This window comes from Streptomyces sp. NPDC053755, from assembly GCF_040677675.1.
Lineage (GTDB): Bacteria > Actinomycetota > Actinomycetes > Streptomycetales > Streptomycetaceae > Streptomyces.
Genome location: NZ_JBFASK010000006.1, coordinates 99,242 through 112,970, shown reverse-complemented (window position 1 = coordinate 112,970; position 13,729 = coordinate 99,242). Strand labels below are relative to the sequence as shown.

The window sequence follows — 13,729 nt, the reverse complement described above, 5'->3', positions numbered from 1 at the left end:
TTCCGCTCAAGGGAGAGCGCGATGGTCAGCAAGCCGCCGGCAGGCGACCCGGTCCAGGACGCGCCGCAGGTCGCGCCGCCCCAGCACGCGGCCGCCGGACTCCCCGCCGTGGCCCACACGCTCAAGGCGGCCCACGCGCAGATGGGGGTGCGGCGCACCGCCCGGACCCTGCTCAAGGTCAACCAGAAGGACGGGTTCGACTGCCCGGGCTGCGCCTGGCCCGAGGGCGACAAGCGGCACGTGGCGGAGTTCTGCGAGAACGGCGCGAAGGCGGTCGCCGAGGAGGCGACGCTGCGCCGGGTGACGCCCGACTTCTTCGCCGCCCACCCGGTGACGGACCTGGCGGCCCGCAGCGGCTACTGGCTGGGCCAGCAGGGCCGCATCACCCAGCCGATGTACCTGCCGGAGGGCGCGGACCGCTACGAGGCGGTCACCTGGGAGCGGGCCTTCGCGATCATCGCCGAGGAGCTGGGGGCGCTCTCCTCCCCCGACGAGGCGCTCTTCTACACCTCGGGGCGCACCAGCAACGAGGCCGCGTTCCTGCTGCAGCTCTTCGCCCGCGAGTTCGGCACGAACAATCTGCCCGACTGCTCCAACATGTGCCACGAATCGTCCGGTTCGGCGCTCAACGAGACCATCGGGATCGGCAAGGGCAGCGTCTCCCTCGAGGATCTGCACCAGGCGGACCTGATCATCGTCGCCGGGCAGAACCCCGGGACGAACCATCCGCGGATGCTCTCCGCCCTGGAGAAGGCCAAGGCGGCCGGCGCGCGGATCATCTCGGTCAATCCGCTGCCCGAGGCCGGCCTGGAGAAGTTCAGGAACCCGCAGACCCCGCAGGGCATGCTCAAGGGCGCCGCCCTCACGGACCTCTTCCTCCAGATCCGGATCGGAGGCGACCAGGCCCTCTTCCGGCTCCTCAACAAGCTGATCCTGGAGACGCGGGGCGCGGTCGACGAAGGGTTCGTGCGCGAGCACACCCACGGGTTCGAGGAGTTCGCCGCGGCCGCCCGCGCCGCCGACTGGGACGAGACGCTCGCGGCGACCGGACTGGGCCGCGACGAGATCGAGCGGGCCCTGGAGATGGTCCTCGACTCGCGGCGGACCATCGTCTGCTGGGCCATGGGCCTCACCCAGCACAAGCACTCCGTCCCGACCATCCGCGAGGTGGTCAACCTCCTCCTGCTGCGCGGCGCGATCGGCCGGCCGGGAGCCGGCGTCTGCCCGGTCCGGGGCCACTCCAACGTCCAGGGCGACCGCACGATGGGCATCTTCGAGCGGCCGGCGCCCGCCTTCCTCGACGCCCTCGACAAGGAGTTCGGGATCGTCTCGCCGCGCCACCACGGCTTCGACGTGGTCCGGTCCATCCAGGCCCTGCGCGACGGCGAGGCGAAGGTCTTCTTCGCCATGGGCGGCAACTTCGTCGCGGCGACGCCGGACACGGAGGTCACCGAGGCCGCGATGCGCCGGGCCAGACTCACGGTGCACGTCTCGACGAAGCTGAACCGCTCCCACGCGGTCACCGGCAGGCGGGCGCTCATCCTGCCGACGCTCGGCCGCACCGACAAGGACGTGCAGCGCGGCGGCAAGCAGTTCGTGACGGTGGAGGACTCGATGAGCCTGGTGCACGCCTCGCGCGGCAACCTGCCCCCGGCGAGCCCGCACCTCCTGTCCGAGCCGGCGATCGTGGCCAGGATGGCGCGGGCGGTCCTCGGCGCCGCCTCCGCGACGCCCTGGGAGGAGTTCGAGAAGGACTACGCCACCATCCGCGACCGCATCGCGCGCGTGGTGCCCGGCTTCGAGGACTTCAACGCCCGCCTCGCCGCGCATCCCGGCGGCTTCGCCCTGCCGCACGCCCCGCGCGACGAGCGCCGCTTCCCCACGGCCACCGGCAAGGCGAACTTCACCGCCGCGCCCGTCGAGTACCCGAGGGTGCCGCAGGGCCGTCTGCTGCTCCAGACGCTCCGGTCGCACGACCAGTACAACACCACCATCTACGGCCTCGACGACCGCTACCGAGGGATCAAGGGCGGCCGCCGGGTCGTCCTGGTGCACCCCGAGGACGCGGCGGAGCTGGGCCTCGCCGACGGGGCGTACACGGACCTGGTCAGCGAGTGGACGGACGGCAGCGAGCGCCGGGCGCCCGGCTTCCGGGTGGTGCACTACCCGACGGCCCGGGGCTGCGCGGCGGCGTACTACCCCGAGACGAACGTCCTGGTGCCGCTGGAGTCCACCGCGGACGTCAGCAACACACCCGCGAGCAAGTCGGTCGTCGTGCGTCTGGAACAATCACCCACCGCCTAAGCGTTTGCTCAGGCACCCGGGCCGCGTCGTGGCGGCGCCGGTCGCACCACACTGACGACGTACGACGACGTACGAAGACGAACGGAGCCGGGCCGATGGGCGAGCAGCAGCACGTGAAGTTCCCGCAGGAGGTCATCGACGAGTACGCCTCGCTCGGCGTCGACCTGCCCGCCCTCTTCTCGGCCGGGCACCTCGGCAACCGGATGGGCGTGCAGATCGTCGAGGCCTCGGCGGAGAAGGTCGTCGGCACGATGCCCGTGGAGGGCAACACACAGCCCTACGGCCTGCTGCACGGCGGCGCCTCGGCGGTGCTGGCCGAGACGCTCGGCTCGATCGGCTCCATGCTGCACGGAGGAGTCTCCAAGATCGCGGTGGGCGTGGACCTGAACTGCACCCACCACCGCGGGGCCCGCAGCGGCCTGGTCACCGGCGTCGCGACCCCCGTCCACCGCGGGCGCTCCACCGCCACCTACGAGATCGTGATCACGGACGAACAGGACAAGCGGGTGTGCACGGCGCGCCTGACCTGCATGCTGCGCGAGGTCACCGCCAAGGACGCGGCGAACGTCCCGGACGCCGGGACGACGACGGCCGTCTGACCGCACGGGCGGGGCGAGCGGGCCGAGCGGGGCGGGCACCCGCCCGGCCCGGCCCGCACCCGGCGGCACATCCGCCCCGCCCGCAGCCCCGGCGGACCCGCTCAACATCCGCCTCGCACCCGGCGGCACGTCCGCCCGGCCCGGCCCGCTGTCCCCGTGGTACGTCCGCCCCGCACGGCCCGCTGTCCCCGTGGTACATCCGCCCCGCACGGCCCGCTGTCCCCGTGGTACATCCGCTCGCCCTACCCGCAGCCCCGGCGGACCCGCTCAACATCCGCCTCGTGCGGCCCTCTTGCCTCGCAGGGTGTCAGGCGTTTCACTTGCGGCCTTCCCCCACAGGAGAAGACCCGATCCGCTCACACACCGAGGGGCTCTTCTTGACCGCCGTACGCACCACCGCCGTACGCACCACCGCCGTACGCACCACCACCGTGGCGACCGCCGTCGCCGCCGCGGCCTGCGCTGCCGTACTCGCCACCGCGATCCCGTCCTCAGCGATCAACTCGTACCACGCGACCCCCGCGCCCGAGCGCACCGAGGTCGGAGCGCTCGTCGCGACCTGGGACGACGACGCGGACCCGGGCACACCCGACCGGGTCGACTGGGTCTGCTCCGGCACGATGATCGACGCAGACACCTTCCTGACCGCCGCGCACTGCACCACCGACTGGCCGGAGAACGTGCGGTTCCACGTCTCCCTCGACCAGGACGTGCAGACCGGTCTCGACGAGGCCGCCGCCCGGCACCCGGGAGACCCGGCCGCCGTCGCGAAGGCCGTGGCCGTCGAGGGCACGGCGCACAACCACCCGGCCTACCCCGGCCCGGCCTCCGACACCCACGACATCGCCGTGGTGGAGGTCCCGGCCGCAGCGATGAAGGCCCGCTGGTCCTTCACGCCCGCCGCGCTCCCGAAAGCGGGCGCGCTCTCCGCGCTCGGCCCGCAGGGGCTGAACGCCACCCCGTTCGTCGTCGCCGGATACGGCACCCAGGAGGCGCGGCGCGGCCCCGGCGGCCACACCCACCCCGGCGGCGGCGTCCGGCTGAAGGCGCCGGTCGCCTTCAACGCGCTCAACGAGGTCTGGATCCGGCTGGCGATGACCGCCCCCCAGGGCAACGGCGGTGCCTGTTACGGCGATTCGGGCGGCCCGAACTTCGCCACGCTGGACGGCAAGCGCACGCTCGTCGCCACCACGATCACGGGCGACACGCCCTGTTACGCCACCAACGTGGTCTACCGCCTCGACGCTCCGGGCGCCCGGGACTTCCTCAAGCCTTTCACGCAACTGCCTTAGCCGGCACGGGCGTTGTGCGCCGGAGCCTGATCGCCTAGCGTGACGGCCATGGCGCCGCCGCCGCACACCCGGGCCAGGACCGCACTGCGCGCGGTCCTGGCCTTCGGCGTGCTGAGCGCCGCACCGGCCTGCGCCCCGGCCCCCGCACCGCGGGAGCCGCCGGCTCCCCGCCCCCGGACGGCAGTGGATGTCTGCGTCGACCTTGTCGCGTACTGGGTGAGGGAAGCCCTGCGCGGCAGCACGTGGGCCGGCCTCGACTGGGAGCAGAAAGGGCTCTCCAACGAGCAGCTGGTGATCCACGACGACGTGCTCGCGCTCGCCCGCGCCCGGGACCGCATCGAGGGGCGCGAGGCCGCGCTCGCCGCGACCGACCGGGAGACCCGAAGACGGTGCGCGTCGGCGGACGGCGCGACCGGCAGCTCGGAGAACTGGAGACCGCCTCCGGCGCGGAGCACACCGGAACCCTCTCCCTCGTAACACTGCGTAACATTTCCGCAATGGTGCCGCGGAGTACGGCGCTCGACGCTTCGTCCGCTCAGATTTGAGGGCTTGTCCGCTATGCGGACACCTTCGAGGCCGGGCCGACAGGAGCAAGATCCGCTCAAGCACCTTAACGGAACTGCGCGTTCTCACTATGTGAACACCCTCCGACTGCCCGATACGTACCCATTTGCCCCCTGCCTGCGCACCTCCTCTCCCCCTCGCGATAACAAGACAGTCACATCCTGACCTCGCCGCTCCCCACCTCCCCCACCTGCGCTTAGAGTCACCGCCAGTCACCGCGCCGCCGGGCGCGTCCACTGCACGGCCCTGCATCACCCAGTCATCCCCGTACGGCCCGGCACTCACCAACGGCACCTCTTGCCACGGCTTCACGGCACCGCCTCAGCTCGAGGGGGCCGCGCCAGGGAAAGGATTCATCGTGCGACACCGTTCCTTGCTCATCCTCACCACCGTGATCACCACGGGAGCACTCACCCTCACCGCCTGTGGTTCGCGCGACGACAAGGGCGGAAGCGACGCCAACTCCCAGGGCGGCACGACGGTCGTCATCGGCGTCGACGCCCCGCTCACGGGCTCGCTCTCCGCGCTGGGTCAGGGCATCAAGAACTCCGTGGACCTGGCGGTGCAGACCGCCAACAAGAACAAAGAGGTCCCGGGCGTCACCTTCAAGATCGAAGCCCTCGATGACCAGGCCGTCCCGGCCACCGGCAAGGCCAACGCCACCAAGCTGGTCGGCATCAAGGACGTCCTCGGCGTCGTCGGCCCGCTGAACTCCGGCGTCTCGCAGTCCATGCAGGCGGACTTCGACAAGGCCAACCTCACCCAGGTCTCGCCCGCCAACACCAACCCCTCGCTCTCCCAGGGCGACAACTGGGGCAAGGGCGAGTTCAAGCGCCCCTTCAAGACCTACTTCCGCACCGCCACCACGGACGTCGTCCAGGGCAAGTTCGCCGCGAACTACCTCTTCAAGGACGCCGGCAAGAAGAAGGTCTTCGTCGTCAACGACAAGCAGACCTACGGCGCCGGCCTCGCCGCGATCTTCTCCGACGAGTTCAAGCGCCTCGGCGGCACCGTCGTCGGCACCGACTCCGTCACCGTGAAGGAGACCGACTTCTCCTCCACCGCCAACAAGATCAAGGCCTCCGGCGCCGACTCCGTCTACTTCGGCGGCCAGTACCCCGAGGGCGGCCTGCTCTCCGACCAGGTCAAGAAGGCCGGCGCCAAGATCCCCACCATGGGCGGCGACGGCATCTACGACCCGCAGTTCATCAAGGCCTCCGGCGAGGCCAACGACGGTGACCTCGCCACCTCGGTCGGCTTCCCCGTCGAGAAGCTCCCGACCGCCAAGAAGTTCATCGCCGACTACAACGCCGGCGGCTACAAGGACCCCTACGCGGCCTACGGCGGCTACTCCTACGACGCCGCCTGGTCCATCATCCAGGCCGTCAAGGCCGTCGTCGCCGACAACGGCGGCAAGCTGCCCGAGGACGCCCGCGCCAAGGTCACCGAGGCCATGTCCAAGGTCTCCTTCGAAGGCGTGACCGGCAAGGTCTCCTTCGACCAGTACGGCGACACCACCAACAAGCAGCTCACCGTCTACCAGGTCAAGAACGGCGCCTGGGCCGACGTGAAGTCCGAGACCTTCAAGGACTGACCCACCGCACTGCCCCGCACACGCACCACCTGAACCAAGCCGCGCGAGGGCGCAAACAGCGCCCTCGCGCGGTGTCATATCCGACACGCTCATCGGAGGCCCTGCGGTGAACGAACTGCCGCAACAGCTGGCCGACGGCCTTGCCCTGGGGGCCCTTTACGGCCTCATCGCCATCGGTTACACGATGGTCTACGGCATCGTCCAGCTCATCAACTTCGCCCATGGCGAGATCTTCATGATCGGGGGCTTCGGCGCCCTCACGGCATACACGATCCTCCCCGAGGGCACCGCCCTCGTGATCGCGATCCCCGTGATGCTCATAGGCGGCGCGGTGGTCTCCGTGGCCGTCGCCACCGCCGCCGAGCGCTTCGCCTACCGGCCCCTGCGCGGCGCCCCCCGCCTCGCCCCGCTCATCACGGCGATCGGCCTGTCGATCGTGCTCCAGCAGCTCGTCTGGGGCTTCTACCCCGACGCCAAGAGCCCGGTCAGCTTCCCCGAATTCAAGGGAGGCAGCTTCGAGATCTTCGAGAACCTCGCGATCTCCCGCGCCGACGCGTTCGTCCTCGTCGCCGCCCCCGCCTGCATGCTCGCGCTCGGTCTCTTCGTCTCGAAGAGCCGCAGCGGCCGCGCCATGCAGGCGACGGCCCAGGACCCCGACACCGCGAAGCTGATGGGCATCAACACCGACCGCATCATCGTGATGGCCTTCGCCATCGGCGCGGCCTTCGCCGCCGTCGCCGCGGTCGCCGAAGGCCTCGACAAGGGCCAGATCCGCTTCGAGATGGGCTTCCTCCTCGGACTCAAGGCCTTCACGGCCGCCGTCCTCGGAGGCATCGGCAACATCTACGGCGCCATGATCGGCGGCGTCGTCCTCGGTGTCGCCGAAACCCTCTCCATCGCCTACGTCGAGCACATCCCCGGGATGGCCCAGTTCGGCGGCGGTGCCTGGAAGGACATCTGGGTCTTCTCCCTCCTCATCCTCGTGCTCCTGTTCAGACCACAAGGTCTGCTCGGACAGCGCGCCGCGGACAGGGCGTGATCGCGATGACGACCGACCTCACCAAGACGCCGGAGACCACCGGCACCCCCGAGCAGACCGCGGCCCCCCAGAAGCCCGGCCTCCTCCACTGGGTCATCGCCGCCGGTGGCCTCGCCACCGTCGCGAGCACCTTCCTCGCCTGGACCTACACCACCGAATTCCCCGGCAACCTCACGGTCTCCGGCTACCCCGGCGGCCTCCAGGTCCTCACCCTCGTCGGCGGCCTCCTCGTCACGCTGTTCGCCCTCTCCGGGCTCGGCATCAAGGGCCTCCGCTGGCTGACCCCCGCCGGCTCCACCAAGGCGCTGCAGTTCCTCGCCCTCGGCGCACTCGGCACCACCTGGTACACCGTGATCGCGATCGCCGCCCAGCTCGGCGGCCTCGCCCACTGGGAGCCCGGCGCCTACGTCGCCTTCGTCGCCGTCCTGATCCCCCTGGCGGCGTTCTCCCTCAAGGACGACTCCCGCAAGCCGTCCAAGCCCAAGGAGATCCCCTCCTGGGCGGAGATCCTGATCATCGTCGCCGCGTTCGCGATCGGCATGTACGCCGTCACGTACGGCATCTCCACCGAATACCCCGAGCTGTTCCTCGGCTACCTGCTTCTCGCGGGCCTCGGCGCCGGCGCACTCAACAAGTCCGGCCTCATGGGCCGGATCTCCGCCATCGCCTCCAAGAACAAGCAGGTCGCCGCCGTCGCCGCCTTCGCAGCGGCCGCCGTCTTCCCCTTCACCCAGACCACCGACACGTTCACCGTGATCGCCGTGCAGATCCTGATCTTCGCGACGGTCGCCCTCGGCCTGAACGTCGTCGTGGGCCTGGCGGGCCTGCTCGACCTCGGATACGTCGCCTTCCTCGGCGTCGGCGCCTACACGGCCGCCCTCGTCTCCGGATCCACGGCCTCCGCGTTCGACATCCAGCTCCCCTTCTGGGTCGCCATGATCATCGGCGCCATCGCCTCGCTGATCTTCGGCGTGATCATCGGCGCACCCACCCTGCGGCTGCACGGCGACTACCTCGCCATCGTCACCCTGGGCTTCGGAGAGATCTTCCGCATCACCGTCAACAACATGGACGGCGACAACGGACCCCAGATCACCAACGGCCCCAACGGCATCCCGAACATCCCGGCGCTGAACATCTTCGGCTACGACTTCGGCGAGACCCACACCATCCTCGGCGTGGAACTCGGCTCGTACGCCAACTACTACCTGCTGATGCTCCTCGTCATGGTGTTCGTCGTGCTGGTCTTCAGCCGCGCCCAGGACTCCCGCATCGGCCGCGCCTGGGTCGCCATCCGCGAGGACGAGACCGCCGCCACCGCCATGGGCATCAACGGCTTCCGCGTCAAGCTCATCGCCTTCGCCCTCGGCGCCACCCTCGCCGGCGTCGCCGGCACCGTCCAGGCCCACTTCCAGGGCACCGTCCTCCCCGAGATGTACGTGTTCGCCGGCCCCGTCGCCCCGAACTCCGCGTTCCTCCTCGCGGCCGTCATCCTCGGCGGCATGGGCACCATCCGCGGCCCGCTCCTCGGCGCGGCGCTGCTCTTCCTCATCCCCGAGAAGCTGGCCTTCCTCAAGGACTACCAGCTCCTCGCCTTCGGCCTCGCGCTCATCCTGCTGATGCGTTTCCGTCCGGAGGGCCTCATCCCCAACCGGCGCGCGCAGCTCGAATACCACGAGCACGACGAGAGCGCCGACAAGCTCGACGTACCGGAACAGCGGCCCCCCGCCGACCCGATCGTCGGAACCTCGAAGGCGGGTGCGTGAACGCCATGACGACGACCACCACCACGGAGACCACGGCAGCGACGCCCACCGGTGCCACCGTCCTCGACGCCAGCGGCGTCACCATGCGCTTCGGCGGACTCACCGCCGTGCGCGGAGTGGACCTCACCGTCCGCGAAGGCGAGATCGTCGGCCTCATCGGCCCCAACGGCGCCGGCAAGACGACCTTCTTCAACTGCCTGACCGGCCTGTACATCCCGACCGAGGGAACGGTCAGCTACAAGGGGACCGTGCTGCCGCCCAAGCCGCACCTGGTCACCAAAGCCGGCATCGCCCGCACCTTCCAGAACATCCGTCTCTTCTCCAACATGACGGTCCTGGAAAACGTCCTCGTCGGCCGCCACACCCGCACCAAGGAGGGCCTCTGGTCCGCCCTCCTGCGCGGACCCGGCTTCAAGAAGGCCGAGACCGCCTCCCGCGAACGGGCCATGGAACTCCTTGAGTTCATCGGCCTCCAGCACAAGGCGGACCACCTCGCCCGCAACCTCCCCTACGGCGAGCAGCGCAAGCTGGAGATCGCCCGCGCGCTCGCCAGCGACCCCGGCCTGCTCCTCCTCGACGAGCCCACCGCGGGCATGAACCAGAACGAGACCCGGGCCACCGAGGAACTCGTCTTCGCGATCCGCGACAAGGGCATCGCCGTCCTCGTCATCGAGCACGACATGAAGTTCATCTTCAACCTGTGCGACCGGGTCGCCGTCCTCGTCCAGGGCGAGAAGCTCGTCGAAGGCACCTCCGACGTCGTCCAGGGCGACGAGCGCGTCGTGGCCGCCTACCTCGGAACGCCGTACGAAGGCGCACCGGGCGCGGACGAGGTCGCCGAGGTCGAGGCGGCCGAAGCCCACGCCGAGGCCGACACGTCCGACACCACCGAGACGGCGGAGCCGGCCGACGCCGACGACGCCCCGGCGGCCGACGCCCCCGAAAGCCCCGAGGCACCCGAAGCCCCCCAGGCCGAGGAGACCCCGAAGGCCGGCACACCGGCCGACGAGGCCGCCCCCGAGGCACCCGCGACCAAGGACGCGGACAGCACCACCGAAGGAGACACCAAGTGACCGCACTCCTCGAGGTCGAGGACCTCAGGGTCGCCTACGGCAAGATCGAGGCCGTCAAGGGCATCTCCTTCTCCGTCGAAGCCGGCCAGGTCGTCTCCCTCATCGGCACCAACGGCGCGGGCAAGACCACCACCCTGCGGACCCTCTCCGGACTGATCAAGCCCGCCGGCGGGAAGATCACCTTCGACGGCCAGGTGCTCAACGGCATCCCCGCCCACAAGGTCGTCTCCCTCGGCATGGCCCACTCCCCCGAGGGCCGGCACATCTTCCCCAAGCTCACCATCGCCGAAAACCTCCAGCTCGGCGCCTTCCTCCGCAAGGACAAGGACGGCATCGAGCGGGACGTCCAGCGCGCCTACGACCTCTTCCCCATCCTGGGCGAACGTCGCAAGCAGGCCGCGGGCACCCTCTCCGGCGGCGAACAGCAGATGCTCGCCATGGGCAGGGCGCTCATGTCCCAGCCCAAGCTGCTCATGCTCGACGAGCCCTCCATGGGCCTCTCCCCGATCATGATGCAGAAGATCATGGAAACCATCGCCACCCTCAAGGCCGAGGGCATGACGATCCTGCTCATCGAGCAGAACGCCCAGGCCGCCCTCTCCCTGGCGGACTACGGCTACGTCCTCGAAGTCGGCACGATCAAGCTGTCCGGCACCGGCCAGGACCTCCTCCACGACGACGAGGTCCGCAAGACCTACCTCGGCGAGGACTAGTCCACACGAACGGAAGGCCCGCTCCACAGCGTTGTGGGGCGGGCCTTCTCACGTACGGACGGCGCTCCTACTGGCCCTGCTGGCCCTTCGCCGCCTTCTTCTCCTCGGCATCCTCGATGACCGCCTCGGCCACCTGCTGCATCGACATACGGCGGTCCATCGAGGTCTTCTGGATCCACCGGAACGCCGCCGGCTCCGACAGCCCGTACTGCGTCTGGAGCACGCTCTTCGCCCGGTCCACCAGCTTCCGCGTCTCCAGACGCTGGGAGAGGTCCGCGACCTCCTTCTCCAGGGCCCGCAGCTCCGCGAAACGGGACACGGCCATCTCGATGGCCGGCACCACATCACTCTTGCTGAACGGCTTCACGAGATACGCCATCGCCCCGGCGTCCCTCGCCCGCTCCACCAGGTCCCGCTGCGAGAACGCGGTCAGCATGAGGACGGGCGCGATCGACTCGCCGGCGATCTTCTCGGCGGCCGAGATCCCGTCGAGCACCGGCATCTTCACGTCCAGGATCACCAGGTCGGGCCGGTGCTCCCGGGCCAGCTCGACGGCCCGGGCACCGTCGCCGGCCTCGCCGACGACCGTGTAGCCCTCTTCTTCGAGCATCTCTTTGAGGTCGAGGCGGATGAGGGCCTCGTCCTCGGCGATGACGACGCGGGTCGTCAGCGGCGGGACGTGCGACGCGTCGTCATCGTCGGCGGCGGGCTGGGGCGACTCGGGGGCGGTCACGGGGGCTCCTCGTTCAAGGCCTCTTCCAAGGCGGATACAGCTGCCTCAGAGCCTACCTAGTGGGCTGGGGCGGCGCGCACACGGTATGCTGCACGCGGTCACCCTGCCGGGTTGGCGCAACTGGTTGACGCGGAGGCCTCAAAAGCCTCTGTCCGCGAGGACATGTGGGTTCGAATCCCATACCCGGTACCGTAAGCGGATGTTCACCCTCTGGTGAACATCCGTTTTTCGTTCCCGCAGGCTCGAGAATGCACGCAGAGTAGTTGTGCGTAGGCATCGGAGAGAAGAGCGCAAGCGGTACGAGTACCCCCGCCGCTTCTTCACCGACGGCTCGGACGACATCCGGCGGCTCCCCACCGACACACTCGACCGGCTCGGCATCGAGTGGACGCCTTGCACCCGGTACGGGAAGCCGTACGACATCCCCGTCGCCCGCCAAGCCGCCGTCGCGCTCATGGACCTGCACGCCGGGCCCACGTCCTGAGTCTCAGTTGGTCAGCGGGTCGCCGATGTGGTGGACGCGGACCAGGTTGGTGGAGCCGGCCACTCCGGGCGGGGATCCGGCCGTGATGACCACGATGTCGCCCTTCCGGCAGCGGCCGATGCGCAGAAGTTCCTCGTCGACCTGGGCCACCATCGCGTCGGTGGAGTCGACGTGCGGGCCGAGGAAGGTCTCGACGCCCCAGGTGAGGTTGAGCTGGGAGCGGGTGGCCGGGTCCGGGGTGAAAGCCAGGAGCGGGATGGGTGAGCGGTAGCGCGAGAGGCGTTTGACGGTGTCGCCGGACTGGGTGAAGGCGACGAGGAGTTTGGCGCCGAGGAAGTCGCCCATCTCGGCGGCGGCACGGGCGACGGCACCGGCCTGGGTGCGGGGCTTGTTGCGTTCGGTCAGCGGGGGCAGGCCCTTGGCGAGGACGTCCTCCTCGGCGGCTTCGATGATGCGGCTCATCGTCTTGACCGTCTCGATGGGGTACGTGCCGACGCTGGTCTCGCCGGAGAGCATGACGGCGTCGGTGCCGTCGATGACGGCGTTGGCGACGTCGCTGGCCTCGGCTCGGGTGGGCCGGGAGTTGTCGATCATCGAGTCGAGCATCTGGGTGGCGACGATGACCGGTTTGGCGTTGCGCTTGGCGAGTTTGACGGCGCGCTTCTGGACGATGGGGACTTGTTCGAGGGGCATTTCGACGCCGAGGTCGCCGCGGGCCACCATGATGCCGTCGAAGGCGGCGACGATGTCGTCGATGTTGTCGACGGCCTGGGGCTTTTCGATCTTGGCGATGACGGGAAGGCGACGGCCTTCCTCGTCCATGATGCGGTGGACGTCCTCGATGTCGCGTCCGCTGCGGACGAAGGAGAGGGCGATGACGTCGGCGCCGGTGCGCAGGGCCCAGCGGAGGTCGTCGATGTCCTTCTCGGAGAGGGCGGGTACGGAGACGGCTACTCCGGGGAGGTTCAGTCCTTTGTGATCGGAGACCATGCCGCCTTCGATGACGCGGGTGTGGACGCGGGGGCCCTCGACGGAAGTGACTTCGAGGGTGACGCGACCGTCGTCGACGAGGATGCGTTCGCCGGTGGTGACGTCGGTGGCAAGGCCGTCGTAGGTGGTGCCGCAGGTGTGGCGGTCGCCTTCGACGGGTTCGACGGTGATGGTGAAGTCGTCGCCGCGTTCAAGGAGTACGGGGCCTTCACGGAAGCGGCCGAGGCGGATCTTCGGGCCTTGAAGGTCGGCGAGGACTCCGATGCTGCGGCCGGTTTCGTCGGAGGCTTTGCGTACGCGGTGGTATCGCTCCTCGTGCTCGGCGTAGGTGCCGTGGCTGAGGTTGAGGCGGGCCACGTCCATTCCGGCTTCGACCAGTGCCTTGATCTGGTCGTATGTGTCGGTGGCGGGACCCAGGGTGCAGACGATTTTCGCTCGGCGCATGGGTTGAGCCTAGGGCTTACCGATGGGTAGGGCAGGGGCCCGGCATGACTGTTCAACAACCTTTGCGTGAAAGGTTATTGACAAGACTTGAATCTGTGCGGGGTGGTGCTCCGATGAGCATGTCCAGAGGCCGG

Annotated in this window: 11 protein-coding genes, 1 tRNA gene and 1 pseudogene; 11 read left to right on the top strand and 2 right to left on the bottom strand. The window is 69.5% G+C overall.

The features are described from left to right. Positions 1-21: 21 nt before the first annotated feature. The 9 genes from AB0K65_RS09330 (at position 22) to AB0K65_RS09290 (ending at position 10,944) form a co-directional block, all read left to right on the top strand. The gene (locus AB0K65_RS09330) at positions 22-2,304 is read left to right on the top strand and encodes an FdhF/YdeP family oxidoreductase (protein ID WP_365715162.1); all 2,283 of its coding nucleotides are present in this window, start codon (positions 22-24) and stop codon (positions 2,302-2,304) included. Between the two features lie 95 nt (positions 2,305-2,399). Then, positions 2,400-2,903 carry a hotdog fold thioesterase gene (locus AB0K65_RS09325; RefSeq protein WP_365715161.1) on the top strand — a complete coding sequence of 168 codons (504 nt, stop codon included), beginning with the start codon at positions 2,400-2,402 and terminating at the stop codon, positions 2,901-2,903. A gap of 377 nt (positions 2,904-3,280) precedes the next feature. Continuing rightward, positions 3,281-4,195 carry a trypsin-like serine protease gene (locus AB0K65_RS09320; RefSeq protein WP_365715160.1) on the top strand — a complete coding sequence of 305 codons (915 nt, stop codon included), beginning with the start codon at positions 3,281-3,283 and terminating at the stop codon, positions 4,193-4,195. Positions 4,196-4,243: 48 nt separating this feature from the next. Next, on the top strand, positions 4,244-4,672 hold the full coding sequence (locus AB0K65_RS09315; RefSeq protein ID WP_365715159.1) for a hypothetical protein: 429 nt from the start codon (positions 4,244-4,246) through the stop codon (positions 4,670-4,672). A 445-nt stretch (positions 4,673-5,117) separates the two neighbouring features. Then, complete coding sequence (locus AB0K65_RS09310) at positions 5,118-6,353, top strand: branched-chain amino acid ABC transporter substrate-binding protein (protein WP_365715158.1); 1,236 nt, start codon at positions 5,118-5,120, stop codon at positions 6,351-6,353. Between the two features lie 106 nt (positions 6,354-6,459). Continuing rightward, positions 6,460-7,392 (top strand): branched-chain amino acid ABC transporter permease, encoded by a 933-nt coding sequence (locus AB0K65_RS09305; protein WP_365715157.1) that lies wholly within the window; start codon positions 6,460-6,462, stop codon positions 7,390-7,392. A gap of 5 nt (positions 7,393-7,397) precedes the next feature. Then, positions 7,398-9,158: a branched-chain amino acid ABC transporter permease gene (locus tag AB0K65_RS09300; protein WP_365715156.1), complete on the top strand. Its 1,761-nt coding sequence runs from the start codon at positions 7,398-7,400 to the stop codon at positions 9,156-9,158. A gap of 5 nt (positions 9,159-9,163) precedes the next feature. Continuing rightward, positions 9,164-10,231 carry an ABC transporter ATP-binding protein gene (locus AB0K65_RS09295; protein ID WP_365715247.1) on the top strand — a complete coding sequence of 356 codons (1,068 nt, stop codon included), beginning with the start codon at positions 9,164-9,166 and terminating at the stop codon, positions 10,229-10,231. After that, positions 10,228-10,944, top strand: a complete 717-nt coding sequence (locus AB0K65_RS09290; protein WP_365715155.1) for an ABC transporter ATP-binding protein — start codon at positions 10,228-10,230, stop codon at positions 10,942-10,944. The genes AB0K65_RS09295 and AB0K65_RS09290 overlap by 4 nt, the downstream gene beginning before the upstream one ends. 67 nt (positions 10,945-11,011) lie before the next feature. Here the strand turns inward: AB0K65_RS09290 and AB0K65_RS09285 are convergent, their stop codons facing one another. Beyond that, complete coding sequence (locus AB0K65_RS09285; RefSeq protein ID WP_365715154.1) at positions 11,012-11,677, bottom strand: response regulator; 666 nt, start codon at positions 11,675-11,677, stop codon at positions 11,012-11,014. Positions 11,678-11,782: 105 nt separating this feature from the next. Between AB0K65_RS09285 and AB0K65_RS09280 the strand changes: the two genes are divergently transcribed. Together AB0K65_RS09280 and AB0K65_RS09275 are read left to right on the top strand one after the other, a co-directional pair. Next, positions 11,783-11,866, top strand: a tRNA-Leu gene (locus tag AB0K65_RS09280). Positions 11,867-11,963: 97 nt separating this feature from the next. After that, positions 11,964-12,161: pseudogene (locus AB0K65_RS09275) on the top strand (transcriptional regulator); the annotation flags it as partial. Between the two features lie 3 nt (positions 12,162-12,164). On the opposite strand, the gene pyk reads toward AB0K65_RS09275, so the two are convergent. Further along, complete coding sequence (gene pyk / locus AB0K65_RS09270; RefSeq protein WP_365715153.1) at positions 12,165-13,595, bottom strand: pyruvate kinase; 1,431 nt, start codon at positions 13,593-13,595, stop codon at positions 12,165-12,167. Positions 13,596-13,729: the final 134 nt, after the last annotated feature.

Coding starts and splice junctions, on each gene's coding strand:
- AB0K65_RS09330 (WP_365715162.1), top strand. CDS start 22: ATGGTCAGCAAGCCGCCGGCAGGCGACCCGGTCCAGGACGCGCCGCAG.
- AB0K65_RS09300 (WP_365715156.1), top strand. CDS start 7,398: ATGACGACCGACCTCACCAAGACGCCGGAGACCACCGGCACCCCCGAG.
- AB0K65_RS09295 (WP_365715247.1), top strand. CDS start 9,164: ATGACGACGACCACCACCACGGAGACCACGGCAGCGACGCCCACCGGT.
- AB0K65_RS09325 (WP_365715161.1), top strand. CDS start 2,400: ATGGGCGAGCAGCAGCACGTGAAGTTCCCGCAGGAGGTCATCGACGAG.
- AB0K65_RS09315 (WP_365715159.1), top strand. CDS start 4,244: ATGGCGCCGCCGCCGCACACCCGGGCCAGGACCGCACTGCGCGCGGTC.
- pyk (WP_365715153.1), bottom strand. CDS start 13,595: ATGCGCCGAGCGAAAATCGTCTGCACCCTGGGTCCCGCCACCGACACA.